At 67.1% G+C, this 26,535-nt stretch carries 23 protein-coding genes; 11 read left to right on the top strand and 12 right to left on the bottom strand.

What is annotated here, in order from left to right:
* Positions 1-3 precede the first annotated feature (3 nt).
* The 5 genes from AB4Y98_RS13445 to def form a co-directional block, all read right to left on the bottom strand.
* On the bottom strand, positions 4-1,179 hold the full coding sequence (locus AB4Y98_RS13445) for an O-antigen ligase family protein (RefSeq protein ID WP_312787160.1): 1,176 nt from the start codon (positions 1,177-1,179) through the stop codon (positions 4-6).
* A gap of 233 nt (positions 1,180-1,412) precedes the next feature.
* Positions 1,413-3,125, bottom strand: coding sequence for a glycosyltransferase family 39 protein (locus AB4Y98_RS13440; protein WP_442244507.1), 1,713 nt, complete (start codon positions 3,123-3,125; stop codon positions 1,413-1,415).
* Positions 3,126-3,147: 22 nt separating this feature from the next.
* Positions 3,148-4,479: a 16S rRNA (cytosine(967)-C(5))-methyltransferase RsmB gene (gene rsmB, locus AB4Y98_RS13435; RefSeq protein ID WP_363734060.1), complete on the bottom strand. Its 1,332-nt coding sequence runs from the start codon at positions 4,477-4,479 to the stop codon at positions 3,148-3,150.
* A 3-nt stretch (positions 4,480-4,482) separates the two neighbouring features.
* Positions 4,483-5,406, bottom strand: coding sequence for a methionyl-tRNA formyltransferase (fmt, locus tag AB4Y98_RS13430; RefSeq protein ID WP_394197946.1), 924 nt, complete (start codon positions 5,404-5,406; stop codon positions 4,483-4,485).
* 121 nt (positions 5,407-5,527) lie between these two features.
* Complete coding sequence (def, locus tag AB4Y98_RS13425) at positions 5,528-6,040, bottom strand: peptide deformylase (RefSeq protein ID WP_154881125.1); 513 nt, start codon at positions 6,038-6,040, stop codon at positions 5,528-5,530.
* A gap of 128 nt (positions 6,041-6,168) precedes the next feature.
* On the opposite strand from def, the gene AB4Y98_RS13420 reads away from it, so the two are divergent.
* The 9 genes from AB4Y98_RS13420 (at position 6,169) to AB4Y98_RS13380 (ending at position 15,812) form a co-directional block, all read left to right on the top strand.
* Positions 6,169-7,296: a LysM peptidoglycan-binding domain-containing protein gene (locus AB4Y98_RS13420; protein WP_223496792.1), complete on the top strand. Its 1,128-nt coding sequence runs from the start codon at positions 6,169-6,171 to the stop codon at positions 7,294-7,296.
* A 132-nt stretch (positions 7,297-7,428) separates the two neighbouring features.
* The gene (gene dprA / locus AB4Y98_RS13415; protein ID WP_363734058.1) at positions 7,429-8,556 is read left to right on the top strand and encodes a DNA-processing protein DprA; all 1,128 of its coding nucleotides are present in this window, start codon (positions 7,429-7,431) and stop codon (positions 8,554-8,556) included.
* 43 nt (positions 8,557-8,599) lie between these two features.
* Positions 8,600-9,073 (top strand): DUF494 family protein, encoded by a 474-nt coding sequence (locus tag AB4Y98_RS13410; RefSeq protein WP_025879062.1) that lies wholly within the window; start codon positions 8,600-8,602, stop codon positions 9,071-9,073.
* 40 nt (positions 9,074-9,113) lie between these two features.
* The gene (locus tag AB4Y98_RS13405; protein ID WP_442244506.1) at positions 9,114-9,854 is read left to right on the top strand and encodes a GYF domain-containing protein; all 741 of its coding nucleotides are present in this window, start codon (positions 9,114-9,116) and stop codon (positions 9,852-9,854) included.
* 49 nt (positions 9,855-9,903) lie between these two features.
* Positions 9,904-10,833: an RDD family protein gene (locus AB4Y98_RS13400; RefSeq protein ID WP_312787211.1), complete on the top strand. Its 930-nt coding sequence runs from the start codon at positions 9,904-9,906 to the stop codon at positions 10,831-10,833.
* A 222-nt stretch (positions 10,834-11,055) separates the two neighbouring features.
* A complete protein-coding gene (locus tag AB4Y98_RS13395) occupies positions 11,056-13,539 on the top strand; it encodes a DNA topoisomerase I (RefSeq protein WP_312110647.1) in 2,484 nt (827 codons plus the stop codon).
* A 121-nt stretch (positions 13,540-13,660) separates the two neighbouring features.
* Positions 13,661-14,221, top strand: a complete 561-nt coding sequence (locus tag AB4Y98_RS13390; protein ID WP_108266987.1) for a Sua5/YciO/YrdC/YwlC family protein — start codon at positions 13,661-13,663, stop codon at positions 14,219-14,221.
* 43 nt (positions 14,222-14,264) lie between these two features.
* A complete protein-coding gene (locus AB4Y98_RS13385; RefSeq protein WP_442244505.1) occupies positions 14,265-14,972 on the top strand; it encodes a DUF4124 domain-containing protein in 708 nt (235 codons plus the stop codon).
* Between the two features lie 123 nt (positions 14,973-15,095).
* A complete protein-coding gene (locus AB4Y98_RS13380) occupies positions 15,096-15,812 on the top strand; it encodes a hypothetical protein (protein ID WP_312109873.1) in 717 nt (238 codons plus the stop codon).
* Positions 15,813-15,858: 46 nt separating this feature from the next.
* On the opposite strand, the gene AB4Y98_RS13375 is transcribed toward AB4Y98_RS13380, so the two are convergent.
* On the bottom strand, positions 15,859-16,635 hold the full coding sequence (locus AB4Y98_RS13375; RefSeq protein ID WP_025879399.1) for an SDR family oxidoreductase: 777 nt from the start codon (positions 16,633-16,635) through the stop codon (positions 15,859-15,861).
* Between the two features lie 111 nt (positions 16,636-16,746).
* Between AB4Y98_RS13375 and AB4Y98_RS13370 the strand changes: the two genes are divergently transcribed.
* Positions 16,747-16,950 carry a hypothetical protein gene (locus tag AB4Y98_RS13370; RefSeq protein WP_312109868.1) on the top strand — a complete coding sequence of 68 codons (204 nt, stop codon included), beginning with the start codon at positions 16,747-16,749 and terminating at the stop codon, positions 16,948-16,950.
* A gap of 107 nt (positions 16,951-17,057) precedes the next feature.
* Here AB4Y98_RS13370 and sppA read toward each other — a convergent pair whose 3' ends face one another.
* From sppA to AB4Y98_RS13350, 4 genes are all read right to left on the bottom strand, one after another.
* Positions 17,058-18,980: a signal peptide peptidase SppA gene (gene sppA / locus AB4Y98_RS13365; RefSeq protein WP_033832340.1), complete on the bottom strand. Its 1,923-nt coding sequence runs from the start codon at positions 18,978-18,980 to the stop codon at positions 17,058-17,060.
* Positions 18,981-19,094: 114 nt separating this feature from the next.
* Complete coding sequence (locus tag AB4Y98_RS13360) at positions 19,095-20,459, bottom strand: MATE family efflux transporter (protein ID WP_025879396.1); 1,365 nt, start codon at positions 20,457-20,459, stop codon at positions 19,095-19,097.
* Positions 20,460-20,640: 181 nt separating this feature from the next.
* Complete coding sequence (locus AB4Y98_RS13355; RefSeq protein ID WP_442244504.1) at positions 20,641-21,204, bottom strand: DUF3106 domain-containing protein; 564 nt, start codon at positions 21,202-21,204, stop codon at positions 20,641-20,643.
* Entirely contained in the window at positions 21,197-22,198 is a 1,002-nt protein-coding gene (locus tag AB4Y98_RS13350; RefSeq protein ID WP_442244503.1) for a hypothetical protein, read from the bottom strand. Before AB4Y98_RS13350 ends, AB4Y98_RS13355 begins: the two co-directional genes overlap by 8 nt.
* A gap of 393 nt (positions 22,199-22,591) precedes the next feature.
* On the opposite strand from AB4Y98_RS13350, the gene AB4Y98_RS13345 reads away from it, so the two are divergent.
* Positions 22,592-24,802: a primosomal protein N' gene (locus AB4Y98_RS13345; protein ID WP_442244502.1), complete on the top strand. Its 2,211-nt coding sequence runs from the start codon at positions 22,592-22,594 to the stop codon at positions 24,800-24,802.
* A 112-nt stretch (positions 24,803-24,914) separates the two neighbouring features.
* Here the strand turns inward: AB4Y98_RS13345 and AB4Y98_RS13340 are convergent, their stop codons facing one another.
* On the bottom strand, positions 24,915-25,535 hold the full coding sequence (locus tag AB4Y98_RS13340; RefSeq protein WP_100462250.1) for a glutathione S-transferase family protein: 621 nt from the start codon (positions 25,533-25,535) through the stop codon (positions 24,915-24,917).
* Positions 25,536-25,654: 119 nt separating this feature from the next.
* The gene (locus tag AB4Y98_RS13335; RefSeq protein WP_442244501.1) at positions 25,655-26,449 is read right to left on the bottom strand and encodes an NYN domain-containing protein; all 795 of its coding nucleotides are present in this window, start codon (positions 26,447-26,449) and stop codon (positions 25,655-25,657) included.
* Positions 26,450-26,535: the final 86 nt, after the last annotated feature.

Genomic DNA, 26,535 nt, shown 5'->3' with positions numbered 1-26,535 from the left:
ACGCTACGGCGCGATCTTTGCCCGGTGCCGGGCACCTTCCACGATCGACAGGCCGGTCAGCAGGCCGACGATGGTGACGTAGAAGCTTGCGGTCATCTGGTGCGCGAACATCGACTGGGTCAACCCGCACAGGATGTAGGACACCACCACCATCACGCCGGCGGCGGCGGGGCCACGGAAGGTGATGTGCCCGCTGCGCCGGTGCAGGCGTACGAATACCCAGAGGGGCACGCCATACACGGCCAGAAGCAGCAACACGCCCGGCAGGCCCTGGGTAGCTCCCCACTCGGCCAGATCGTTGTGCGCATGGCGCAGGTGGCAGCGGATTTCCTGCGGGTTCTCGCGGCAGACCGGCACCCGCTTCATGGCCGTGTCGAAGTGGCCGATGCCTACCCCGGTCAACGGATGATCGAGGAAGGTCTCCCACGCCACCTGCAGGCGCTCGACGCGCGCCCCGGCCGAAGAGTCACTGTCACCCTGCTCCATGCGCTGCACATCGCTGTGCAGTTCGGACAACCGCACCTGGTGGCGCAGTTCGGGCACCGACAGCAGCAGGGTCGCGCCGATGGCCAGCATGCCGGCAAGCACTGAAAGACGCGCCACGCCGGTGCGCCAGCGCAGGCTCAGTGCCAGCACCACCAGCAGCGCCAGCAGAGCCGCGAACACGCCCCGGCTTCCGGTCAGGATGATGGTTCCGCACCCGGCGGCCATGCCGACGATTACCAGCGACCAGCGCCGCGACGGCCGGCAGAACACCAGCAACACCATCAGCATCATCACGATGTCGGCGAGCACGATCGCGTTGGTGAACAGTTCGGCGCGTGGCGCGCCCTGGGCCACCTGCAGCGCCGAAAGCACGAAGGTGCCCACCAGCCCGGCCAATGCACCGCGCCACAGCCAGCGCATGTCCGGGCGCAGCGCACACACCCACAGTGCGATCCACGGGATGACCAGGAAGCGGGATCGATTGTCGACATCGCGCAGGCCCTGTTCGAACAGCACGACCGACACGAGGGCCATCACCACCACCGCCAGCATCAGCCAGCTGAGGACCTTGATCGGCTGCATGTCCATACGCCGGGCCTGCCACAGCAGGCCGGGCACCATCGCCGTGCTGACCAGCAGCAGCAGCGCGTAGGGCAACAGATTGATCGGAATCGTCAGCACCAGCGCCGGCATGCAGAACAGGCCGATCTGCGCCAGCCAGTGCGCCGCACGCGGACGCCTCCCTGCGGGGACGCCCAGCGGATCGCCGATCGTGGATTCCAGGTTGTGCTTTGAAGCTGCCACGTCGAAAAAGTTCGCTGCAATCCGGCGGAATGAACGGGATCGCCGATACGGCCGATCCCACGCTGACGTTTTACTGCCTTTGCTGCCGCTTGGGCAGTCTGGACAAGCGCGGGCCAGGGTGGTTATTCCTCACGCTGCAATCGCCGTTCACGTTCGCGCTCCTCCGCGCTGGCCACGCACCGGCCCTGCACCGCAGTGGCCGGTACCAGCCACCAACGGCGGCGGTTGGCGATCCCGGCCAGCTCGGCACGGTCGCGGTCGATGCAGGGCAGCAGCGCGTCTTGGTGGACCAGCAACCAGCGGCGCCGGGGCGCCAGCTGTTGCCATTCCACCGCCGCAGCCAGCTGTGCATCCCAGGGCTCGTTGAAACCGAAGGTGGCTGCCGGGCGGTCTGCCATCAGCAGATTCTGCTCTTTCCAGGCCACCAGCCCCAGCTCCGCATCGGCGCCGATACGCTGGCCGGTGTGCCGCATCAGGCCGCGGGCGGAACTTGAATCATTCAGCAGCGGATAGCCGATCAGGCTGTACAGCACCCACACGGCAGTGAGGGTCGAAACCAGCGCCAGCTGACGGCGATCACGCCCGAACAACAGCAGGCTGGCCACACCCCAGCCGCCCATTGCCATGGCCGCCCAGGCCAGGGCGTTCATCTCGCCATTGCCGATGCCCCGCGTCTGCATCAGCCGCACTTCGAAGCCGGGCTTGCCCAGCAGGGCAGACAATCCGGCGGCCAACGTCCCCAGCGACAGCAGCAGGGTGAACGCGCCCAGCAGCCATTGCACATCGCGCCGGCGCAGCAGCCCCGGCAGCAACGGCGCCAGCGCCAGGCAGAACATCGGCAGCGCCGGCAGGATGTAGACGTCGCGCTTGCCATTGGGGATCGAGAAGAACAGCACGATCAGCGCCCACCAGCCCAGCAGCAACAGATAGCGCGCGTCCCGACGCTGCAGCCGGCGCCGCCAGGCGGGGATCGCCCACGGCACCGCCAGGAAGGCGGGAATCCACATCGACGGCATGGTGCCCAGGAAGTACCACCAGGGCTGGTGGTGGTCCCAAGATTGCGCATAGCGCTTGGCGGTCTGCCGGAACAGGATGTCGTTCATGTACGCCAGGTACTCGCCGGAGCGGGTCGCCAACGCGGTCATCACCATCGGCACCAGCCACAGCGCGACGGCCAGCACGAACGCCAACGGCGCCAACCAGAAGCGCAGGTCGCGTGCATGCAGCCGCACCCGCGGCCAGTGCAGCGCCGAACCGATCACCGCTGGCACGATCATCAGCAGCGCGATCACGCCCACGCCCTTGGTGATCACCCCGATGCCGGCAAAGAACCAGCCCAACCACCACCAGCGCCAGGCGGGCCCCAGCAGCAGGTGGCGCAGCAGACCGTAATTGGCCAGGGTGATGAACAACACCACCAGCGGGTCGATCTGCGCCTTCTTCGACTGGAAGGTGAACTGCAGGGCGAACAGCAGCGCCCAGCCCGCATACAGCCCGACCTGGCGCGTCCACAGACGCCGGCCCAGATCGACCACGCACCACAGCGTGCCGAGTGCAGCGATCAGCGAGGGCAGCAGGAACGCCACCCGCCAGTTGCCGACCACGCTGTACAGCGTGGCCTGCCACCACATCAGCATCGGCGGCTTGTCCGAGTACAGCTCCAGCCCACGGTGCGGGAACAGCCAGTCGCCGCTGTCCACCATCTGCTTGGCGACCAGGGCGAAGCGCGGTTCGTCCGAGGGCCAAGGATCGCGTAGTCCCAGGCCGGCACCCAACACCAACAGGGCCATCACAACGAACAGCCACGTCTGGCGTGATGCACGGGTTTTCAGCATGGGGGCTCGGACTGCGGTTGGGTCAGCCCTTTTTTAGCAGACGCGCGTAGAAAAATCCGTCAGCATCGTTTTCACCGGGCAGACGCTGGCGCGCGATACCGTCACAGTCCAGACCAAATGCGTCACCCAGCGCGACCGCTTCCGCATCCGCGTGCCATTTCAGGAAGCCCTTCACCTGATCGACGTTCTCCGCGCGCAGGATCGAGCAGGTGGCATAAAGCAGCACGCCACCTGGGCGCAGCATCGACCAGCAGGCTTCCAGCAACCGGGCCTGGATGCCGACCAGCGCGTCAATGTCCTCCGCCCGCCGATGGAACATCACGTCCGGCTGCCGGCGGATGACGCCGGTGGCCGAGCACGGTGCGTCCAGCAGGATCGCGTCGAACGGAACGCCGTCCCACCATGCCCCCGGATCGCTGGCATCGGCCACCTGCACCTGCGCGCCTTCGCCCACACCGGTACGGGCGAACGTATCCTTGGCGCGCGCCAGACGACGCGCATCGATATCCAGCGCCAGCAATTGCAGGCTGGGGTCACGCTCGAGCAGGTGCGCCGACTTGCCGCCCGGGGCGGCACATGCGTCGAGCACGCGGCTGCCAGTCGGCGGCGCCAGCGCGTCAGCAGCACACTGCGCCGACAGATCCTGCACCGACAGCAGGCCTTCGCCGAAACCGGGCAGCTGGTTCACCGGAACCGGCACGGCCAGCCGCAGCGCATCGGCGCTCAGTGGGCTGGCTTCGGCGGCAATGCCCGCCTCGGCCAAGGCCGCCATCATCTTCTCGCGCCCGCCCTGCTGGCGGTTGGCACGCAGCCAAAGCGGCGCCGGCTGCAGGCTGGCAGCGAAGATCGCCTCGGCCTGTGTCGGCCAGTCGCGCTCGATGGCCTCGGCCAGCCAGACCGGAAATGCGTCGCGTGCCGGTTGTTCGGGGAAGCCCTCGCGCTGGGCGCGGCGCAGGATCGCATTGACCAGACCCGCCTGGCGTTCACGGCCAAGTGCGCGCGCAGCATCGACCGTCGCCGACAGCGCCGCATGGGCGGGCAGTTCCAGCACATCCAGCTGGGCGAAGCCCACCATCAGCAGCGTGCGCAGGTCGGCATCGCGTGCGGACAGCGGCTTCTGCATCCACGCCTGCAGGGCAGCGTCATAGGTGCTGCGACGGCGCAGCACCGCAAAGCACAACGCTTCAAGCAGTGCGCGGTCGCGGGTGTCGGCCAGCTTGGGCAGCGCCCAGGCCAGCTCGGCCTTGAGCGAACGACCGCGGGTGAACACCTGGGCCAGCACGCGCGCCGCCAGCATGCGGGTGGCCGCGCCCGGCGCCGCCTTGGCGATGGAGAAATCGTTTGCCTTGCTCACCCGTCAGACCCCCACGCGCAGGTCACGGCGGGCATTGAGGTAGTCGGCGGCGGTAATCGCCTTGCCGCCCTCCCGCTGCAGTACACGCAGGCGCAGCGCGCCCTGCCCGCAGGCGATATCGATGCCCTCGCGGCCAGCGGCCAGCACCGTGCCCGGCGCTTGGCCATGGGCCACATCCAGCGCCACCGCGCCGTGGATGCGCACGCGCTCACCGGCCAGCAGTGCCTCGGCAATCGGCCAGGGATTGAACGCACGCACCGTGCGCGCCAGCGCTTCGGCGTCCTGCGCCCAGTCCAGTTTTGCCTCGGCCTTGTCCAGCTTGTGCGCGTAAGTCACACCCTGCTCCGGCTGCGGCCGCGCGATCGGCTTGATGCCGGCGCGCAGCAGGCCCAGTCCGTCGGACAGCACCTGTGCGCCGAGCTCGGCCAGCTTGTCGTGCAGCTGGCCACCGGTATCGGTGGCGGCGATGGGTAGTTCCTGGTGCAGCAGCACCGGGCCCGTATCCAGGCCAGCTTCCATCTGCATCAGACAGATGCCGGTCTTGTCGTCACCGGCCTGGATGGCACGCTGGATCGGAGCGGCGCCACGCCAGCGCGGCAGCAGCGAACCATGCACGTTCCAGCAACCGTGGGTCGGAATGGTCAGCACCGCTTTGGGCAGGATCAGGCCATAGGCCACCACCACCATCAGGTCCGGCTGCAGGTCACGCAGCTGCTGCTGGGCCGCTTCGTCCTTCAGCGTTTCCGGCTGGTACACGGGGATGCCACGGGCGACCGCTTCCAGCTTGACCGGCGAAGGCGCCAGACCACGGCCGCGACCGGCAGGGCGATCGGGCTGGGTATAGACAGCCACCACCTCGTGATGACGCGCGGCCGCGCGCAGCGACGACACCGCGAATTCCGGCGTACCGGCAAAGACAATCCTCATGGCAACCCCACTTGCAGGATGAAATCGTGCAGGAAAAAAAACGGCGCCGTCGGCCGGCGCCATGCAGCCCGCGCGTCACGCGCAGGCGCGGGCCACCCCGAAGGGCGGCCCGGAGCAGCGATCACGCCACGTGCTTGCGCTGCTTGGCCAGCTTCTTGCGGACCATCTCGCGCTTCAGCGGCGACAGGTAATCGATGAACAGCTTGCCGTCCAGATGGTCCATCTCGTGCTGCACGCAGACCGCCAGCAGGCCATCGGTGCTCAACTCCTGCGGCTGCCCCTGGCGGTCCAGGAACTTGACGGTGATGGTGTCGGCACGGGTCACGTCAGCGAAGATGCCAGGCACCGACAGGCAGCCTTCCTGGTACACCTGGCCCCCGTCCTTGGCGACGATTTCCGGGTTGATGAAGACGCGCGGCTCGTTCTTTTCTTCGCTTACGTCGATGACCATGAAGCGCTGGTGCACGTCCACCTGGCTGGCAGCCAGACCGATGCCCGGCGCGTCGTACATGGTCTCGAACATGTTGTCGAGCAGCTCCTGGAACGCCGGCGTGGTCACTTCGGCGGCATCGATCAACGCAGCCTTGGTACGCAGGCGCGGATCGGGGAACTCAAGGATGGGGAGTAAAGCCATGGCAGTTTCCGGGGTTGGGGCCGGGTTACGCCGGCATACGTCGCAGATTCTAGCTCCAACGCTTGCCTTGCGCCCCGGTTTCTGGACTATAGTGCGCGAACCTGTTGGGGAATCAGGGCTTCACACCTATGTTGCTTCGTTTTCGTACGGTCGTCGCCGCGGCGATGCTGACCGTGGCTGCCTATGCTACCGCCGTGGAAGTGAATGGCGGGCACCCGGACACCTATGTGGTCCGCAAAGGGGACACCCTGTGGGATATCGCAGGACGTTTCCTGCAGAAACCATGGCTGTGGCCGGAGATCTGGCAGGCCAATCCGCAGGTCGCCAATCCACACCTGATCTATCCCGGTGACGTCCTCAGCCTGGCCTACCTGGACCGTGTAACGGCCCAGCCCGGTCCGCGCCAGGAAGCCCCGGTCACCGGCGTGCCGCTGGCACAGGTGGAACCGTTCCTGAAACAGCTCAGCGTGGTCGACAGCATCGAGCAGCTGCCGTACGTGGTCGCGCTGGAAGACAACCGCCTGCGCGCCACCGGTGGGCAGACCGCCTATGTGCGCCTGGCCGACGCCCAGACCGGGCAGCGCTGGGCCGTGGTCCGCCCGACCGTGCGCTACGCCCAGCCCAAGCCCACCGAGGACCTGACCGCCAATGGCGATGTCACCCCGGGCAGCGGCAACCTCTGGAAGGCCTTCAGCGCGCCCAACCACCGCCGTGGCGTACTGGGTTACGAGCTGGCACAGGTCGGCACCGGCACCATCACCAAGGTGGCTGGCGGCAAGACCGAAGCGTCGACCCTGGTCCTGGACAACGCCAGTGGCGGCCGTGAAGTGCGTGCCGGCGACCGTCTGGTGCCGGTCGAGGCCACGCCGTACGACCTGCAGTTCTTCCCGCATGTGCCCGCAGCCGGCGTGGAAGGCGTGGATGTGCGCGTACTGGCAGTCACCGACATGTTCAGCACCGGCGGCCCGCGCGATGTGATCGCGATTTCGGCTGGCCGCGCCCAGGGCGTGGACAACGGCACCGTGTTCTCGCTGTGGCGCCATGGCAGCCACGTGGCGCACCGGATGAAGTTCCCGGGGTCCTCGCGCATGGACGATTCGGTCAGCACTGGCGCCGGCCGGGTCAGCCTGCCGGATGAGTACGCCGCGCATGCCATGGTCTTCCGCACCTTCGACAACGTCAGCTATGCGTTGGTGATGCAAGGTGTGAAGCCGGTGCGTGTGGGCTACAGCGCGCTGCATCCGGACGCGAAATGAGCCAGCGCCGGGCCCCGCCCGGCCTCGGCAGGGAGTGCCGGCCGCATCGGCCGGCAACCTCCGGGATACCCTGACAGCGATACGCGAAGGCGCCCTAGGGCGCCTTTATTGCGTGAAGCCGATAGTCGGGGGATGACTGAACATGTACATGAGGCGCTGCTGCGCCTGTTGATCGCGGGGGGAGGCCTGGCACCCAGGCGCGCCCTGTTGCAGACCGCCGGCAATGCGGATGCAGCGCTGGCGCTGGGCGTTGCAGGCTGGCGAGCCCACGGTTGCACGCCGGAACAATGCGCTGCGCTGCAGCGTCCCGATACCCGCGCCCTCGCACTTGCGCAGCGCTGGCTGCAGCAGCCAGATCATCATCTGCTGGCCTGCAACGATCCGGCCTTCCCGCCCCTCCTTCTTGATGCACCCAACCCGCCCTTGGCCCTGTTCGTTGCCGGGGATCCAGCCATCGCCTGGCGCCCCGCGGTGGCCCTGGTCGGCAGTCGTTCACCCACTCCTGCCGGTCGCGCCCTCGCCGCCCGGTTTGCCACCTGTTTCGTCGAGGCCGGGCTGGCGGTGACCAGTGGATTGGCGGCGGGCATCGATGCGGCCGCCCACCAGGCGGCGCTGGACGCAGGCGGCTGCACCCTCGCGGTGATCGGCACCGGCCCGGACCGCGCCTATCCCACCAGCCATACCCGCCTGCAGGCAACAATCGCTACCGAAGGCGCAGTGCTCAGCGAGTACCTGCCAGGCACGCCCGCACGGCCGGGCCACTTCCCCGCGCGCAACCGGCTGGTGGCCGGGTTGACCCTGGCCACGGTGGTGGTCGAGGCCGCGCAACGTTCGGGCGCCCTGATCACCGCCCGGCTGGCAGCCGAAGCCGGCCGCGAGGTCTGCGCGATACCCGGTTCGGTGCTCAATCCACGCGCCGCCGGCTGCCACCGGCTCATCCGTGAAGGGGTTGCCCTGGTCGAACGTCCCGAGGAAGTGCTGGAACTGCTGGCCCCGGCATTGCGTCACCAGCTTCCGGGCTTGCAAACCCGGCTTGCCACCCCCACTGAACAGGCAGCGCCGGCGGACCTGCCGGCTTGCTGGGCGAACGACGCTGACTACCAGCGCTTGTGGCAGGCGCTGGGGCACGACCCAATCAGTATGGATTCACTGATCACGCACTGTGGATTGACGGCGTCGGAGGTGTCCTCCATGCTGCTGGCCATGGAACTTGCGGGGATCGTGGTGTGCGTACACGGCCGCTACTGTCGACGTCCCTAGTTTCTTCACCTCCACAGCGTCGCGCGACGCAGGCCGAGGGGCAATGAAAGAGAGCATCCTGGATGTACTGTTGTACCTGTTTGAACACTATTTCAGCGAAGATGCGGACCTGATCCGTGACCGCGACTCACTGCAGAATGGCCTGATCCAGGCCGGTTTCAGCCCCACTGAGATCAACAAGGCATTCGAATGGCTCGATGCCCTGGCAGCGCAGCGCCCAAGCGCGGCCCAGGCCCGGGTCGATGGCCCGGTGCGCATCTATCACGGCCCGGAGCTGGACAAGCTTGATGTGGAATGCCGTGGTTTCCTGCTGTACCTGGAACAGCACGGCATCCTCGATGCCGGCCAGCGCGAGCTGGTGCTGGACCGGGCAATGGCCCTGGACCAGGACGAACTGGACCTGGACGACCTGAAATGGGTGGTGCTGATGGTGCTGTTCAACCAGCCCGGCGCCGAGGCGGCCTACGCCTGGATGGAAACGCAGATGTTCGTGGACGAGCCAGAACCCCTGCACTGACCGTACACTTGGGGGCCGTGCGCATTCAGGAGCGTCCCCCGTGAGTGAGTGGTTCCATGCCGAAGGCAACCGCCAGCAAGGCCCGTTGCCCTCGGAACAGTTGATCGAGCTGTTCCGTAGCAACCAGATCACCCTGGACACCCTGGTCTGGCGCGACGGCTTGCCGCAATGGCAGCCGTTGCGCAACGTGGTCGACGAACTGGGCCTGATCGTGCCCGCTGTAGATGCAGCCGCCACTGTCGCTGTGCCGCCGCCACCTCCTGCCGCTCCTCTGCCGCCAACCCTGCCACCTGCGTCGCCCTACGCGACCACGCCGATGGACGCTGCACCGGCCGCGAAGAAGGGCCTGTCCGGCTGCGCGTTGACCGCCATCATCGGTGGCGTTGCCCTGCTGGTGGTGGTGCCGATCCTGGCCATCCTGGCGGCCATCGCCCTGCCGGCCTACAACGACTACATCATCAAGGCCAAGGTCGCCGGCGCGATCACGGCGCTGCAGCCGCTGAAGGACAAGGTCCAGCATTTCGCCGATGACCAGGGCCGTTGCCCGGGCGCCAACGACGCTGGCTTCCCGGCCGCGGACGAATTCGCAGGCCAGGGCCTGTCGGCCGTGCATATCGGCCGCTTCAACAATGGTCACTGCGGCATCGAAGCAACGCTGGCGGTTCCGGGCAAGAGCCAGGACGGCGACCTGCTGTGGCTCGAGTACGACCGTGACAGCGGGCGCTGGGAATGCAGCGGCGAAAGCGACGACAAGTATCTGCCCACGCAATGCCACGGCTGAGCCGCGCATCGGGCAAACCCACCAAGGACGACCCAACAGGGGACATGCAATGACTGAGTGGTACTACGCCGAAGGACAGCAACGCCAAGGCCCGTTGGAGATCACCGAGATCCGCCAGCGTTTCCAGCGCGGCCAGTTGACCCTGGACACCCTGGTCTGGCGCGAAGGCATGGGACAGTGGGCACCGCTGCGGCAGATGGTGGACGAACTGGGCCTGCAGACCCTGGCCGATGCCAGCACCTCCACCGCCACCGGTGGCTTCGACCTGCGCAACGACTACGCCGCGATCGACAACGGCACCGCGCCACTGCCGGGCACCGGCGCCCTCAGCAGCTCGCCGTACACTGCGCCCGGCGCAGGTGGTGGTGACTATTCGCAGCCGGTGCAGGGTGGCGAAGTGGTCTACGCGGGTTTCTGGAAGCGCTTTGCCGCCTACCTGATCGACTATTTCGTCCTGCTGATTCCCAGCGGCGTGGTCGGTGGCGTGCTGGGCTTCGTGCTCGGCGCCGGCATGGGGGCGACCGGCAGCGGCGAAACAGCGGTGGAAGTGGTTACCCAGCTGATCAGTGGCCTGGCTGGCCTGTTCATCGCCGCCGCCTACTACGGCTGGTTCCATGCCTCCCGTGGCGGCGCCACCCTCGGCAAGATGGCCATCGGCATCAAGGTCGTGCGCGGCAACGGCGATCGCCTGACCCTGGGCCGCAGCATCGGCCGCTACTTCGCCACCATCCTCAGTGGCCTGACCCTCTGCATCGGCTACCTGATGGCCGCCTTCACCGAGCGCAAGCAGGGCCTGCATGACCTCATCTGCGACACCGTAGTGGTCGACCGCTGGGCCTATACCGACCAGCCGCAGCTGCAGCGCCGCGAGATGGGCACGGTGACCATCGTGATCCTGGTGCTGGGCGGCCTGCTGATGCTGGCCGGTTTCGCCGCGATCATCTTCGCCGTCGGCGTCATCGCCAACATGGCGTCGTGATCGCGGATCGAGGGCCAATGCGCCGTCGCGGACGGCCATCCTCACGCCTCCCTGCTTGACAACGGCAGGCCGGGCGTGATTCCTCTAATAAGGTGAAACCTGAACGCCCGGCACAGTCCCGGGCGTTCAGTTTATTGATTTGCCCGTGGCCGCTTCACTAATGCGGCCGTTTGCTCCACCCTAGCGGCCCTTCCCCGCGGCTTACCCACAGACCCTGCTGCCATGCCCAAGCACCTGCTCATCGTTGAATCGCCGGCCAAAGCCAAGACGATCAACAAATACCTCGGCAAGGACTACACGGTCCTGGCCTCGTATGGGCACGTGCGTGACCTGATCCCGAAGGAAGGCGCGGTTGACCCGGACAACGGGTTCGCCATGCATTACGACGTGATCGAGAAGAACGAAAAGCATGTCGATGCGATCGCCAAGGCCGCAAAGGGCGCCGACGACATCCTGCTGGCGACCGATCCGGATCGCGAGGGTGAAGCGATCAGCTGGCATATCGCCGAGATCCTGAAAGAGCGCGGGCTGGTCAAGGACAAGCCGATGCAGCGCGTGGTCTTCACCGAGATCACGCCACGCGCGATCAAGGAAGCCATCAGCCAGCCGCGCGAGATCGCCAGCGACCTGGTCGATGCCCAGCAGGCGCGCCGCGCGCTGGACTACCTGGTCGGCTTCAACCTGTCGCCGGTGCTGTGGCGCAAGGTCCAGCGTGGCCTGTCAGCAGGCCGCGTGCAGAGCCCGGCGCTGCGCATGATCGTCGAGCGCGAAGAAGAGATCGAAGCCTTCATCGCCCGCGAGTACTGGTCGATCGCCGCCGAGTGCGCGCATCCCTCGCAGCACTTCAACGCCAAGCTGATCAAGCTGGACGGGCAGAAATTCGAGCAGTTCACCGTCACCGACGGCGACACCGCCGAGGCCGCCCGCCTGCGCATCCAGCAGGCTGCACAGGGCGCCCTGCATGTCACCGACGTGGCCAGCAAGGAGCGCAAGCGCCGCCCCGCGCCGCCGTTCACCACCTCCACGCTGCAGCAGGAAGCCTCGCGCAAGCTCGGCTTCACCACGCGCAAGACCATGCAGGTTGCGCAGAAGCTGTACGAAGGCGTGGACATCGGCGGCGACGAAGGCACGGTCGGCCTGATCTCGTACATGCGTACCGACTCGGTGAACCTGTCGCAGGATGCGCTGGCCGAAATCCGCGACGTGATCGCCCGTGATTACGGCATCGCCTCGCTGCCCGACCAGCCCAACACCTACCAGACCAAGTCCAAGAACGCCCAGGAAGCGCACGAAGCCGTGCGTCCGACCTCGGCATTGCGTACCCCGGCCCAGGTCGCGCGGTTCCTGACCGACGACGAGCGCAAGCTGTACGAGCTGATCTGGAAGCGTGCAGTGGCCTGCCAGATGATCCCGGCCACGCTCAACACCGTCAGCGTGGATCTGTCGGCCGGCAGCGAACATGTGTTCCGCGCCAGCGGCACCACGGTGGTGGTGCCCGGCTTCCTGGCCGTGTACGAAGAAGGCAAGGACAGCAAGAGCGCCGAGGATGACGATGAAGGCCGCAAGCTGCCGGCGATGAAGCCGGGCGACCGGGTGCCGCTGGAGCGCATCGTGGCCGACCAGCACTTCACCCAGCCGCCGCCGCGCTTCACCGAAGCGGCGCTGGTGAAGGCGCTGGAAGAGTACGGCATCGGTCGTCCTTCGACCTACGCCTCGATCATCCAGACCCTGCTGTTCCGCAAGTACGTGGAAATGGAAGGCCGCAGCTTCCGCCCGTCCGATGTCGGCCGTGCGGTGTCCAAGTTCCTGTCCAGCCACTTCACCCAGTACGTCGACTACGACTTCACCGCCAAGCTGGAGGACGAGCTCGATGCCGTCTCGCGTGGCGAGGAAGAGTGGATTCCGCTGATGTCGCGCTTCTGGGGACCGTTCAAGGAACTGGTCGAAGACAAGAAGGAATCGGTCGACCGTGCCGAGGCCAGTGGTGCGCGCGAACTGGGTACCGACCCGAAGACCGGCAAGCCGGTCAGCGTGCGCCTGGGCCGGTTCGGGCCGTACGCGGCCATCGGCAGCACCGCCGAGGATGCCGAGGACAAGCCCAAGTTCGCCTCGCTGCGGCCGGGCCAGTCAATGCACACCATTTCCCTGGAAGACGCGCTGGAACTGTTCCTGATGCCGCGCGCGCTGGGTGAGGACAAGGGCGAGGACGTCAGCGTCGGCATCGGCCGCTTCGGCCCGTTCGCCAAGCGCGGCAGCACCTACGCCTCGCTGAAGAAGGAAGACGACCCGTACACCATCGACCTGGCCCGCGCCGTGTTCCTGATCGAAGAGAAGGAAGAAATCGCGCGCAACCGGATCATCAAGGAGTTCGACGGCAGCGACATCCAGGTGCTGAACGGTCGCTTCGGCCCGTACATCAGCGACGGAAAGATGAACGGCAAGATCCCCAAGGATCGTGAACCGGCATCGCTGACCCTGGCCGAAGTGCAGCAGTTGATGGAAGAGACCGGCAAGCCGGTGCGCAAGGGCTTCGGCGCCAAGAAGGCTGCCGCCAAGAAGGCACCGGCAAAGAAGGCGGCAGTGAAGAAGGAAGCCGCGCCGAAGAAGGCCGCTGCCAAGAAGGCACCGGCAAAGAAGGCGGCTGCGAAGAAGGCCGTGGCCAAGAAGGCACCGGCAAAGAAGGCCGTCAAGAAGGCTGCAAAGTAGATCTACGCCATGCGTGGATGAGGTGCCAAGGTGTGCGGACCAACGGTCCGCATCCACCGCTCCACCCGTTGTGCACGCAGCGGGGGGATAATGAAGGCCCACGCCGGGCCCGGTCGCCGCCATGAAAGAACTCACGCTGGACACCGCAGTCGCCACGCTCCGCAGTGGCGGGGTGATCGCCTACCCGACCGAAGCAGTCTGGGGCCTGGGTTGCGACCCTTCGCATGAGGCAGCGGTACACCTGCTGCTGCGGCTGAAGCAGCGCCCGATCGAGAAAGGCATGATCCTGGTGGCTGCGGAACTGTCGCAACTGCAGGGCTGGGTGCGCCTGCAGGCCCTGCCCGATGCACGCCAGCGTGCGGTGCTTGCCAGCTGGCCTGGCGCCAACACCTGGATCCTGCCCGCCGGCACCCGCGCCCCCGGCTGGATCACCGGCGAACATAGCGGCATCGCGGTACGCATCAGCGCCCACCCGCTGGTCGCAGCGCTGTGCCAGGCCTGGGGAGGCCCTCTGGTCTCCACCAGCGCCAACCTTGCCGGCGAGCCCCCCGCGCGCAGCCGCGAAGAGCTTGACCCGCGCCTGCTGCGCCTGCTCGACGGCATCCTCGATGGGCAGACCGGTGGCCTGGCCCAACCCACGCCGATCCGCGACGCGCTCAGTGGCAACGTACTGCGCTCCTGACAGGCTGATTGCGTCGGCGTCGCCGATCGCGCACGCTGCGCCCATGACCCTGCTCCGCCCTGCCCTGTGCCTGGCCCTGCTGCTGCCGTTGCCGGCACTTGCCGCTGACGACGTGCGGGTCTACCGCTGCGTCGGCAGCAATGGTGCCGTCGCCCTGCAGGACAAGCCTTGCATGGCCGGCCGCCAGGAAGTGCGCGACCTGCAACGGCCGCGCGACCCGCCGCCACGGGTGGTCAGCACCGAGGCCGCACCGCCCGCACCGGTGCAGACGCCACCGATGCGCGAGCGCGAGGTGCGCCATGTCTACATCCAGCCGCCACAGCCGATGTACGAATGCGTGAGTGAAGACGGCGACCGCTACACCAGCGACAACAACGAAGGAAATCCGCGCTGGGTACCGCTGTGGACCACGGTCTGGTATCCGCATGGTCATCTTGGTGGCGGGCGACCCGGACCGCATCCAGGGCCACGCCCGGCCAGCAGTGGCACCACCATCGATGCCTCCATCGGTGGGGGACCACCGGTGTATCGCCCGCCGTCAGTGGGCGTCGGTGTCAACGTGCCTGCCGGCAACATCCTGGTGCGCGATACCTGCCACGCCCTGCCCCCGCAGGAAGTGTGCGCACGCCTGCGTGATCGTCGCTGGGAACTGGACCGGCGCTACAACAGCGCGCTGCAGAGCGAGCGCACCGCGATCAGCAAGGAGCAGCGTGGCATCGACGCGCGGCTGGCGCAGGACTGCGGCGGCTGAGCCCCACGCTGGGGACGGTACCTCCTCTTTGGTAGATGCCCACCTTGGTGGGCACTGGCAAACAGCGGTGCCAACCAAGGTTGGCAACTACCAGGGCATGTGCCACCGCTGTAGGCTGATCGCATGAAAAGACTGATCTGGCTGGCCATGGGCCTGTTGCCCGGCAACGCGTTGGCCGACGACATGGTGATCTACCGCTGCATGGGCAGCAGCGATGTTCCTACGTTGCAACGCACCCCCTGCCCCGCCGGCACCCGCCAGCAGATCCAGCGCGTCCCTGCGCCAGCCGCCGCAGCACCAGCTGCACCGGTGCAGGACCGCCCCCTTCCGCCGCCTGCAGCGGTGCCCTCCGTGGACGCAGCCGCCGAGCCTGCCGCGACGCAGCCACGTGAGGGCCGAACGATCATGGAAGCACGCATGGTCGAGCACGAAGGCGGCGACGCCATCCTCGACAGCGCGATGCTGCCACGGTCGACCGACGCCACGGCGGTGGATGGCAGCGTGCCACCGAAGCCTCCGCTGCCGACGATCTTCCAGTGCATCGACACGCAGGGCGGTTCCTACCTGCATGAGTACGAGGCTGCACCAGGCCGCTGCGAACTGTTGAACGTGCAGGGCCTGGGCGGAGCGACACCAGTGAACGCCGCCAGTTGCGAGGTGGTCAGGGACCGCTGCACTGAAGTGGCCGAAGCGCAGCGCTGCGGCAGCTGGCAGCAGCGCTTCCGCGATGCACGCGGTCGCGAGCGCTTTGCTGCGCCCGAAAACCAACCGGCAGCGCGCGGCGAACGCGAACGCCTGCAGGCCGTGCTGGAAGCCAGCGACTGCCCCGTGCCGAAGTAGAGCATCCACGCCCGCCGTGGATGCCGATTCGCAGCGGGTGGTCCCGTCAGAACCCGTATCGCAGGAAGCCGCCATCCACCGCGATGCATTCGCCGGTGACATAGCTCGATGCCGGCAGGCACAGGAAGCCCACGGCCGAGGCCACTTCCTCCGGCTCACCGATGCGCCGCATCGGTGTGCGTCCGATCACTTCCTCGTAGTAGTCGGTATCGGACAGCGGGCCGGACGTGCGACGGGTCCGGATGTACCACGGCGCTACTGCATTGACCCGGATGCCGTCCTCGGCCCACTCCACCGCGAGGTTGCGGGTCATCTGGTGCATCGCCGCCTTGGTCATGCCATAGACCACGCCGCTGCGCACATGGGTCAGGCCGGACACGCTGCCGACGTTGACGATGGCCGATGAAGCGTGGCGCGCGAGCAACGGATGCGCATAGCGCGACAGCTCGAACGCCGAGAACAGATTGGTCTCGAAAATGCCGCGCCACTCGTCTTCGGAATACTCCGTGGCGGGCTTGGTGATGTTGCCACCGGCATTGTTGACCAGGATGTGCAGGCCGTCGGCGTGGTCCTCGACCCAGTCCAGGATCTGCCGGCGATCTTCGTCGTCGGACACATCGGCGGCCAAGGCGTGCACCTGGTGCTGCGGATACACATCCAGCAGTTCGTCGCGGGCACTCTCCAGCATGTCCAGGTCGCGGCCGACGATCATCAGATCGGCGCCGAGACCGGCCAGTTCATGCGCGATCGCCAGGCCGATACCGGCGCTGGCACCGGTGATCAGGGCCGTCTGCCCATCCAGGCGCCACCGTTGCTGGGTCATATGTCCTCCGGGGCCGCGCCCACTGTGTTTCGATGCGGCAAGGATACGCGCTCACGACCGTCCGCCGCCCGGGATGCGACACTGACTGCACGTCCCTCGTGGAGAGCTGCCATGCGCGTCCTGATTCCCGTTCTGCTGTCGGCCGCACTGCTGGCCGGGTGCCAGCGTCCCGCACCGCCGAATCCGGAACGACCACCGGAACCGCAGGCATTGGCCAAGGCAGTCAATCAACCACTGGACCGCGCCAAAGGCGTGCAGAAGACCCTGGACGAGGCGGCCGAACGCGAGCGCAAGGCAGAGGCCGACGCGCAGTAGATGCCCGCATACAACAACGCCCGGCCAAGGCCGGGCGTTGTGCGTTCAGTAGTTCCACGCCATGCGTGGACATTCCCAGTAGATCCACGCCATGCGTGGATGGGCCATCAGAACCCGCAGAAGCAATACGCCAGCGACTTCACCGGTGCACCGTTGCCCTTCTCGCGGGCCGCGTTCTCAACGAAGCGAAGCTGCGTATCGATTTCCGGCATCGTGCGCGCCAGCATCATCCGGCCCACGCCGGAATCGGCCAGCATCCAGGCGCCGGCGTGGCTGCCAGCGAAGCCGCTGACGAACTGCGCGAACGGCGTCGCCGCCTTCTCGATGTAACGCACGCGGTACTTGTCGGTCGCGCCCAGCTTGGCCCGGCCAGCAGCGTCAGCCACGGCGTCCTTCAGGCCACCGAAGGCATCGACCAGACCGCGCTCCTTGGCCTGCGCACCGCTCCAGACGCGCCCACGGGCCACTTCGTCGATCGCCTCGACCGGCTTCTTGCGGGCCTCGGCGACACGGCCGGTGAAATCGGCATAGCCCTTGTTGATCACCGACTGGATGACCTGGCCCACCGCCGGGTCCATCGGCCGGGTGACGTCGAAGGCACCGGCGAAACGGGTGGTGCCGACGCCATCGGTGTGCACGCCGAACTTGTCCAGCGCACGGCTGAAGTTGGGGATCATGCCGAAGATGCCGATCGAACCGGTGATGGTCGACGGATCGGCATAGATGCGATCGGCGTTCATGCTGATCCAGTAACCGCCGGACGCAGCGAGGTCACCCATGGACACCACCACCGGCTTGCCGGCAGCCTGCAGTGCCACCACTTCGCGACGGATCTGCTCGGAGGCGTAGACTTCGCCACCCGGCGAATCCACGCGCAGCACCACGGCCTTGACGTCGTCATCGTCGCGGGCCGCACGCAGCAGCGCCGAGGTCGATTCACCACCGATACGGCCGGCCGGCAGATCACCGCCGCTGATTTCACCGGAGGCCACGATGACCGCGACCTGCGGACGCGAATCAACCGGGTTGCGGCGCGCATCGAGCTGGGCCATGTAGGTGCCGAAATCGATGTTGCGGAAACCACCGTCGGCGTCTTCATCGGCCACGCCGCGCTCGATCATCAGATCCTCGAATTCCTCGCGGGTCTTCAGCGCCGTAACCAGCTTCTGCTGCAGGGCGAACTTGGCCAGGTCGCCGCCGGCGGCAGCGACGCCTTCAGGCAGGGTGTCGATGCCGGCCGCCAGCTGTGCCGGATCCAGGCGGCGGGCCTTGGCGATATCGCCGAGGTAGCGCTGCCACACATCGTTCATCCAGAACAGATCGGCTTCCTTGGACGCCGGCGACGCCGCGTCGAGCACGTACGGCTCGGCCGCCGACTTGTACTCGCCCACCTTGAACAGGTGCACGTCCACGCCCAGCTTGTCCTGCAGGCCGGTGCGGAAATACTGGCGGTAGCGACCCAGGCCTTCCAGCACCACCGAACCCATGGGGTCCAGGTAGACCTCGTCGGCCTGTGCGGCCAGCAGGTACTGCGACTGCCCCATGCTCTCGCTGAAGGCCACCAGCTGCTTGCCCGAAGCGCGCAGTTCCTGCAGCGCGGCGGACACTTCGCGCAGCGAGGCGAAACCGGACGGCTGCAGCTTGTCCAGTTCCAGCACCACCCGCTCGATCTTCTTGTCGTCGCGCGCGCTCTCGATCACCCGGATCAGATCGCGCAGCTGCACTTCCTCGGCACCGTTGTCACCGACGGCCTTGGCCAGCGCGCGGCTGACCGGATCGGCACTGTACTGCTCGACCAGGCGGCCTTCCGGCGCGATCACCAGGGTGGTGCGGTCCTGCAGCGCCTTGCTGGCACCTGCGCCCATGCCCGCAGCGACGATGAACATCACCAGCACCAGCAGCAACAGGCCGAAGAACACCAGGTTGAGGATCAACCGGCGGGTGAAATTCATCACGTCCCACAGCCCGATGAAGAAGCTGGCGACAGGATTGCGGTTCGCCGGGGGCAGCGGCGGCACGGGTTGGTTCATGGAGCACTCCGGATGGCTTCTTGCCGTGGTAACAGCATAGCCGGTGCCGCGTGAGGCAGCATCGGACACAAGTCAGGGGATCGCCAGTCACGGTTGCCCGGGACCGGCGTGATGTCAGGCCAGCGTGGACTGGCCAATGCGTTTGCTGCTGCGGCTCAGGCGCCAGCCCATCAGGATGGCGGCGGCGGTCAGGCCGACGATCAGGCCAATCCACATGCCCTGCGGCCCCATGCCCAGGCCCAGGCCGAGCCCGGCACCCAGCGGCATCCCCAGGCCCCAGTAGGCGAACATGGCGATGAACATCGGCACGCGGGTGTCCTTCAGGCCGCGCAGCGCGCCGGCCGACAGCACCTGGATGCCATCGGGGAACTGGAAGGTGGCCGCGTACAGCAGCAGGGTGGAAGCCAGACCGGCCACGGCCAGGTCGTTGGTGTAGACGCCGACGATGGCGTCGTGGCCGAACAGCAGTGCCGCCGCCGACAGCGTCTGCGTACCCATGATGATCGCGTAGCCGGCCCACGCCGCACGACGCACGCCGAAGCCATCACCACGGCCAACCGCATGGCCGACCCGCACGGTGGTCGCCTCGGCCACGCCCATCGGGATCATGAAGCACAGCTGCGCCACGTTGATCGCGATCTGGTGCGCGGCCGCTTCATTGGCGCCCAGGCGACCAATCAACAATGCGGTGACGATGAACAGGCCACCTTCCATCAGCACGGTGATGCCGATCGGCAGGCCAGTGCGCAGCAGGTCCCAGATCGCTTTCCAGCGCGGACCCTCGAAATGCGAGAACAGCTGCAGGTGGGCAAAGCGCTTGGTGAACCACAGGTAGGTACCGAAGGCGATCGCCTGCAGCCACATCATCACCGCCGAGGCGATGCCCAGGCCTTCAGCGCCCATTTCGGGGAAGCCCAGCTTGCCGTTGGCCAGCACGTACCCCATCGGCGCCAGCACCAGCAGGCCACCAAAACCGAGCAGCATGGTCGGCAGCGTCCAATGCATGCCTTCACTGAGATAGCGCATGCAGAAGTACAGCGTCAGCGCCGGGCCGCCCCAGCGCACCGCATGCAGGAAGGCCGTTGCGCCGGGCACGATGTCCGGGGCGATGCCGAATGCCGGCAGCAGCGGCGGCACCACGGTGAGGAAGGTGAACATGATCAGGCCCAGGCCCAGCGCCAGCCACAACGCCTGCCGGAACAACGGGCCGATCTCGCGCTCACGGCCGGCGCCATGCAGCTGCGACACCGAGGCGGTGAGTGAGATCAGCGTGCCGATCGGGATCAGCATCGGCAGCCACAGCAGCGCAGTACCGATGGTCACCGCGGCCAGGGTGGATGTCGCATGGTGGCCGGCAATCACATTGTCGACGAAGGAGATCAGACCGGTGGAGACGTGCCCGAGCACAAGCGGCAGGGCAAGCAGACCGGTGGCGCCGACTTCCTTGCTGAAGCGCGGCGTGGAGGTTGCAGTAGACATAAGGTGCTTGACGCGAACTACGGTTGCGCGCGAAGGGCACAGGCACCGGGTTGCGGCCGGCCATCTTACGCGCGCTGGGCGGCCATTCCCATGACTGCCCCATAAAGGGGACGGAGGGAATCAAGTCGTATCCGGCACAGTCGGGCCTGAAATGACTTGATTCCCTCCGTCCCCTTTTTGCTTACTGCCCGGCCTGGCGCTTGAGCCAGGTGTCGCGTTCGGCGGCGGGGACGGTGAGGAATGCGCTGCGTACGCTGTCGCGTTCCTGCGGCGGCGTGCGCTGGGCGACCAAGGCCAGCTGCACCAACTGCGACGGACTCAACTGGCGCAGCACGGCAAGCACGGCATCGCGCTGTTGCGGCGGTACGAAGCCGAACAGGCCGTGCAGCTTGGGGAACTCGGCGCCCAGTTGCGGGCCCAGCCGCCAGCCTTCGCGGAAAGCCTGGTCCTGTGCCTGGAACTGCGCGCGCAGCCGTTGCTGCTGATCGGCCGGCAACGCGGCGAAGCGGGTGGCAGCCTGGCGGATGCGCTCGCGCTCGCCCTCCGGCAGGGCGCGCCACGCGGCGTAGTCGCTGCGACGCTGGCGTTGCTGGGCGGGATCGAGTTGCGCGAATGCCGCCGCCGCAGTGGGCGCGGCCGATGGTGTTGCCGACGGTGCGGGCAGCGGCACGTTCACTGATTGCGGAGCGGCCGCCAGCGACAGCGGCAGGGCCAGCAGCAGGCCGGCGAAGAGGAGCTTATTCATCGGCAGCAGAGGTTTCCAGCGCTGCGCCGACCGGTTCCGGGTGGGTCGGCTTGGGTTGTGATTCGTCCACCGGCAACGGGCCACCGGCGGCACTCCAGGCATGCATGTCGGCCTCGGCCAGCAGCGAGTAATCGCGGTCGGCCAGCATCGCGGCATCTTCGCTGGCCTGCGCATCGCTACCCGCAGCAGGGCGGACATCGCTGGCGGGCAGCGCCTCGACGGTGACCGGCCCGGCCTCACCCACCACGCCTTCGGGCAGGGGGCCATCGGCAGTCAGCGCACGGCCCTGCCAATGGCGCCAGCCCAACGCAGCCAGCAGCAGCACCGCCACGGTGATCAACAGGATCACCGGGCCACGCCAGCGCGGCTTGGCATTGGGGCGACGACGCTTGCCAGTGGTAGATGCGCGTTCGTCGCGCGGCGGCGCACGCCAACTGGAAGCAGGTGCCTGGTTGTTGGCCGCTGGCGCGGACGGCTGCTGCAGCTGCTGCAGGCGCTTGGCCGGCAGGTCGCGGACACGCAGCTGCACCTGTTCGGCCAGAGCGCGCCATGCAGCGGCGTCGGGCTGGCCATCGGCATCGCGTGGGCAGGCCGTGGCCAACAGGCGCTGATAGCCTTCTTCGTCGACATCCAGAACGCGGGTGGCGATGCCTTCGTCCAGGCTGCCCCCCACCCGCAGCAGCAGGGCCAGCCGCGGCAAGGGTGCCATCTCGCCCAGCGCGGCCAGCGAAGGCGGCCACTGACCGGTGGCGGGCTCGCGCAGCGCCTGGCGCTGGCCCAGCAGGGTCCAGAAGCGGCTGGGCCACTGCGCCATCGGCAGGTCGCTGGCGACCGCGGCGAAGGCGCGCATCACCGCCACCAGCGTCTGTTCGGCACGGGCGGGGTCGCCGCACTGCAGTTCGGCCACGACCAGGGCACGGCGTTCGACGCCACGCAGAAATGCCGACAGCGCGCCGGCCGCGGTCGAGGAAACAGGGGCGGGCACAGCCGTCATCGGTCACTCCAAAGGTCTGCCGGCATGATAGCGGCAGCCCATCGCTGCCCGGCAGGACTTGCGATTGCAGGCGCTTTCTGCTGCAGGTTGTGCACAGCACCACGCGGGAACCGGGCGATTCCTGCGTGAATGGCTGAATTCACCCTGTTTCAGCAATGTTTCACACTTAAGTTGTTGATTTTTATTACTTTTAAAGTGTGGCTATTTTTTGACCAACCGAAGCGTGAGGCCGTCGCCATCGGCCTCATACGGCGCCATGAGCCGCTAACGCACAGACTTATCCACAGAAGATGTGGATAAGACTGAATCTCCAATAGACACCGATATTTAGGTGACATTTATGATTCGCCGGAGGGCATGCCAGTCGCATCTGCCACTGCCATGCGCCCTCGCATGGGCCGTTACACTGACCCGATGCTTGCCCCTGAATCCGGCCCTGTCCCGACCCTGCAGGTTGCCCTGCCCGTGCCCCTGCCGCGCCTGTTCGACTACCTGCCACCGCAGGGCGAAGGCCCGTCGGTAGCGGTCGGCTGCCGGCTGAAGGTGCCGTTCGGCAACCGCGAACTGATCGGCGTGGTGGCAGGGCATGGGCAGGTGGAGGACAGCCAGGGGCTGCGCCAGGCACTGGCCTGGTGTGACACGACACCGCTGTTGCAGGGCGAGTTGTGGCAGAGCCTGCAGTGGCTGGCCCGCTATACCCACGCCCCCTTGGGCGAAGTACTGAGCACCGCCCTGCCCGGCCCGCTGCGGCATGGCGAACCGCTGCCCGACACCCATCACTGGGGCTGGCAGCTGACAGCCGAAGGCCATGCCCAGCGCGAGAAGCTGCGCGCCGGCAGCCGTCCACGGCAATTGGCCGAGCTGCTGGCCGAAGCCGTGGTGGACGAAGATGTCCTGTCCGCACGCATGCAGGACTGGCGGGTGGCCGCACGCAGCCTGGGCAAGCGCGACCTGGCCGAGCGCATCGCCCTGAGCGTGGCGCCGCAGCACGCCCAGCCCCTGCCCGGCCCCACCCTCAATCCGGAGCAGGCCGAGGCCGTGGCCGCGATCACCGCCACCGAAAGCTTCCAGGCATTCCTGCTGGACGGGGTGACCGGCAGCGGCAAGACCGAGGTCTACCTGCAGGCGATCATCCATTGCCTGGCGCAGGGCAGGCAGGCCTTGGTGCTGGTGCCCGAGATCGGCCTGACCCCGCAGACCCTGGCACGCTTCCGCGGCCGTCTCGGCATTGCCGTGCACGCGTTGCACTCGGGGCTGACCGACAACGAGCGCGCGCGGGTCTGGGCCGCGGCCTCGCGCGGCGAAGCACGGGTGATCGTGGGTACGCGTTCGGCGGTGTTCATCCCGCTGCCGCAACCCGGCCTGCTGATCGTGGATGAAGAGCACGACGGCAGCTACAAGCAGCAGGACGGCATCCGCTACCACGCACGTGATTTCGCTCTGGTGCGGGCCAAGGCGCAGGGCATTCCGGTGCTGCTGGGCAGCGCCACGCCGTCATTGGAAACCCTGCACAACGCCTATGCCGGCCGCTATGCGCACCTGCGCCTGAAACAGCGCGCCGGTGATGCCCGACCGCCGCGCGTGCGCATCCTCGACGTCCGCAAGCGTCCGCTGCGCGATGGCCTTTCCGCCGACGTGCTGGCCGGCATCGGCGAACACCTCCAGCGTGGCCAGCAGGTGCTGGTGTTCAAGAACCGCCGCGGCTATGCGCCGGTGCTGCTGTGCCACGACTGCGGCTGGACCGCACCCTGCAACCGCTGCGATGCACCGATGACCGTGCATGGCGGTGGCCGTCGCCTGCAATGCCACCACTGCGGTGCGCGGCAGCCGGCACCACTGGCCTGCCCCGCCTGTGGCAGCCTGGCGCTGCAGCCACAGGGCATCGGCACCGAGCGACTGGAAGAACACTTGGTCAGTGCCTTCGCCGATTTCCCGGTGGTGCGCATCGACCGTGGCACCACCGCCCGCCGCGATGCACTGGAGCAGCAGCTGGCCAAGCTTGGCAACGAGCCCGGCATCCTGGTCGGCACGCAGATCCTGGCCAAGGGCCACGACCTGCCCAAGCTGACGCTGGTGGTGGTGGTGGGCATCGACGAAGGCCTGTTCTCGGCCGATTTCCGCGCCAGCGAAAAACTGGCGCAGCAGCTGATCCAGGTAGCCGGCCGCGCCGGTCGCGCGCGCGATCCGGGTGAAGTGTGGCTGCAGACCCATCATCCGGGGCATCCGCTGCTGGAGACGCTGGTCAACGGTGGTTACCACCCGTTCGCGCAGGCCGAACTGAACCAGCGCGAGGCGGCGGGTTTCCCACCGTTCGCGCACCTGGCGCTGATGCGCGCCGAAGCGCAGCAGCTGGAGCATGCCAATGCATTCCTGCTGGCCGCGCGCAAACTGCTGGGCGAGCAGAACGTGGTTGAAGCCTATGGGCCGATGCCGGCGCCGATGCCACGCCGTGCCGGCTATCAGCGCACGCAGTTGTTGTTGTCGGCGGCGCAGCGGCCACCGCTGCACGGAGTGCTGTCACAGCTGGTACCGCAGCTGTACGCGCTGCCGGAGGCACGCAAGGTGCGCTGGTCACTGGATGTGGATCCCACCGACCTGTATTGATCTGGCAGAGCGCTGCCGAGCATGGCTCGGCACTACCGTAGAGCCCTGGATAGCTTGGGGTCGGATCCCTTTTCGCAGAAAAGGGCTCTGACCCCGAACGTCGCCCCTTCGCTTACGTCATCGGTGACATCACGCCGCGCTGGTACGCCGGGCGTTCGCGCAGGCGTGCATACCACTCGGCCAGGTGCGGCAGGTCCGGGCGCTGGATGGGCAGCTCGAACCACGCGTAGATCAACGAGCCCAGGGCGATGTCACCCATGGCGAATTTCTCGCCCGACAGCCACGGCTGCGTGGCCAAGGTCGCGTTGGGCAGGGCCAGGAAATCACCGGCGCGGACGATCGCCGCATTGATGCGCGCCTCATCGCGGTCGGCCGGCGCGGTGCGCATGATGCCCCAGATCAGTTCGGAGTACAGCGGCGCCATCCGCGAGGTGCTCCAGTCCATCCACTTTTCGGCCTGCGCACGCTCCATCGCGTCTTCCGCGTACAGCGTGCCCAGCGAATAGCGCGCACTGAGGTAGCGCACGATGGTGTTCGATTCCCACAGCGGCAGGCCGTGGTCTTCGATCACCGGCACCAGCCCGTTCGGGTTCATCGCCACGTACTCCGGCGACTGCGTTCCGCCGTGACTACCGCCCACCTCGATGGACTCGTACGGCAGGCCGATTTCCTCGGCACACCACAGCACCTTGCGGACGTTGCTGGAATTGCGGCGACCCCAGATCTTCAACATGCGGATTTCCTTGCTGGCAATGCGAGCGGCAACGATACGCCTGATCGGCTTGGGTGTGAGCGCAATGACTGCATTGGGCATCCGCCGGGCCATGCCCGGCGACGCTGCGTGGCCGCGCGTTACCGGTTCTTCTTCGGCAGCGCGCGCACGTAGGAGGATTTACCGTCCTTCTTCAGTTCGAACAGACCGATTGCGGCCAGCAGATCGCTGAGCTTCCCGTAACCGTAGTTGCGCGGATCGAACGAGGCCTGGTTGCCGATCTGGCTGCCGACCGGACCCAGGTGCGACCAGCCATCCTCGCCTTCTGCCGAGGACACCGCACCGCGCAGCATCTTCACCAGACGCGTGTCGCTGCGCATTTCCGCCCCGCTCTTGCGTGGGCGCGCATCATCGCTGGTGGCCTGCTCGCTGGGCGCCTGTCCGTTCGATGATTGTTCGTTCGCTGCCTGCTCCACATCCTGCACGCTGGCGTGGGTCTGGCCCAACGCTTCGAGGTAGGTGAACTTCGAACATGCGTTGACGAAGGGTTCCGGCGTCTTCTTTTCGCCGAAGCCATACACCTTCACGCCATCGGTCAGCAGGCGCATCACCATCGGAGTGAAGTCGGCATCGCTGGACACGATCGCGAAACCATCGAGGTTGCGCGCGTACAGCAGATCCATCGCGTCGATCACCATCGCCATGTCCGACGCGTTCTTGCCCTTGCTGTAGGCGAACTGCTGGATCGGGCGGATCGCGTACTCGTGCAGCACCGCCTCCCAGCCCTTCAGTCGTGGGCTCTTCCAGTTGCCGTAGGCACGGCGGACGTTGGCCACACCGTAGCGCGCGACCTCGGCCAGGACTTCGTCGATCTTCGAGGCCGGTGCATTGTCGGCGTCGATCAACAGGGCGATGCGCTTTTCCGGTTCGCTCATGGACTCCTCACGGGCAGTTGCCTGAACCCGAGTATCGCCGATCCCGATGCACGCTGACGTGACAAGGACCGGCCATGCGAAGATGC

The organism is Stenotrophomonas sp. 2YAF26 (assembly GCF_052114625.1).
GTDB lineage: Bacteria > Pseudomonadota > Gammaproteobacteria > Xanthomonadales > Xanthomonadaceae > Stenotrophomonas > Stenotrophomonas indicatrix.
Note: the sequence above shows the minus strand (reverse complement) of the source record. Positions and strands in the feature narration are given on the sequence as shown.

What these genes read in the sequence shown, in the direction of transcription:
- AB4Y98_RS13335 (WP_442244501.1), bottom strand. Translation starts at nt 26,449, where the DNA reads ATGAGCGAACCGGAAAAGCGCATCGCCCTGTTGATCGACGCCGACAAT.
- fmt (WP_394197946.1), bottom strand. Translation starts at nt 5,406, where the DNA reads ATGAGGATTGTCTTTGCCGGTACGCCGGAATTCGCGGTGTCGTCGCTG.
- AB4Y98_RS13340 (WP_100462250.1), bottom strand. Translation starts at nt 25,535, where the DNA reads ATGTTGAAGATCTGGGGTCGCCGCAATTCCAGCAACGTCCGCAAGGTG.
- AB4Y98_RS13345 (WP_442244502.1), top strand. Translation starts at nt 22,592, where the DNA reads ATGGGCCGTTACACTGACCCGATGCTTGCCCCTGAATCCGGCCCTGTC.
- AB4Y98_RS13445 (WP_312787160.1), bottom strand. Translation starts at nt 1,179, where the DNA reads ATGCCGGCGCTGGTGCTGACGATTCCGATCAATCTGTTGCCCTACGCG.
- AB4Y98_RS13355 (WP_442244504.1), bottom strand. Translation starts at nt 21,204, where the DNA reads ATGAATAAGCTCCTCTTCGCCGGCCTGCTGCTGGCCCTGCCGCTGTCG.
- def (WP_154881125.1), bottom strand. Translation starts at nt 6,040, where the DNA reads ATGGCTTTACTCCCCATCCTTGAGTTCCCCGATCCGCGCCTGCGTACC.
- AB4Y98_RS13370 (WP_312109868.1), top strand. Translation starts at nt 16,747, where the DNA reads ATGCGCGTCCTGATTCCCGTTCTGCTGTCGGCCGCACTGCTGGCCGGG.
- sppA (WP_033832340.1), bottom strand. Translation starts at nt 18,980, where the DNA reads ATGAACCAACCCGTGCCGCCGCTGCCCCCGGCGAACCGCAATCCTGTC.
- AB4Y98_RS13375 (WP_025879399.1), bottom strand. Translation starts at nt 16,635, where the DNA reads ATGACCCAGCAACGGTGGCGCCTGGATGGGCAGACGGCCCTGATCACC.
- AB4Y98_RS13390 (WP_108266987.1), top strand. Translation starts at nt 13,661, where the DNA reads ATGAAAGAACTCACGCTGGACACCGCAGTCGCCACGCTCCGCAGTGGC.
- AB4Y98_RS13420 (WP_223496792.1), top strand. Translation starts at nt 6,169, where the DNA reads ATGTTGCTTCGTTTTCGTACGGTCGTCGCCGCGGCGATGCTGACCGTG.
- AB4Y98_RS13410 (WP_025879062.1), top strand. Translation starts at nt 8,600, where the DNA reads ATGAAAGAGAGCATCCTGGATGTACTGTTGTACCTGTTTGAACACTAT.
- AB4Y98_RS13385 (WP_442244505.1), top strand. Translation starts at nt 14,265, where the DNA reads ATGACCCTGCTCCGCCCTGCCCTGTGCCTGGCCCTGCTGCTGCCGTTG.
- dprA (WP_363734058.1), top strand. Translation starts at nt 7,429, where the DNA reads ATGACTGAACATGTACATGAGGCGCTGCTGCGCCTGTTGATCGCGGGG.
- AB4Y98_RS13395 (WP_312110647.1), top strand. Translation starts at nt 11,056, where the DNA reads ATGCCCAAGCACCTGCTCATCGTTGAATCGCCGGCCAAAGCCAAGACG.
- AB4Y98_RS13380 (WP_312109873.1), top strand. Translation starts at nt 15,096, where the DNA reads ATGAAAAGACTGATCTGGCTGGCCATGGGCCTGTTGCCCGGCAACGCG.
- AB4Y98_RS13350 (WP_442244503.1), bottom strand. Translation starts at nt 22,198, where the DNA reads ATGACGGCTGTGCCCGCCCCTGTTTCCTCGACCGCGGCCGGCGCGCTG.
- AB4Y98_RS13440 (WP_442244507.1), bottom strand. Translation starts at nt 3,125, where the DNA reads ATGCTGAAAACCCGTGCATCACGCCAGACGTGGCTGTTCGTTGTGATG.
- AB4Y98_RS13400 (WP_312787211.1), top strand. Translation starts at nt 9,904, where the DNA reads ATGACTGAGTGGTACTACGCCGAAGGACAGCAACGCCAAGGCCCGTTG.
- AB4Y98_RS13360 (WP_025879396.1), bottom strand. Translation starts at nt 20,459, where the DNA reads ATGTCTACTGCAACCTCCACGCCGCGCTTCAGCAAGGAAGTCGGCGCC.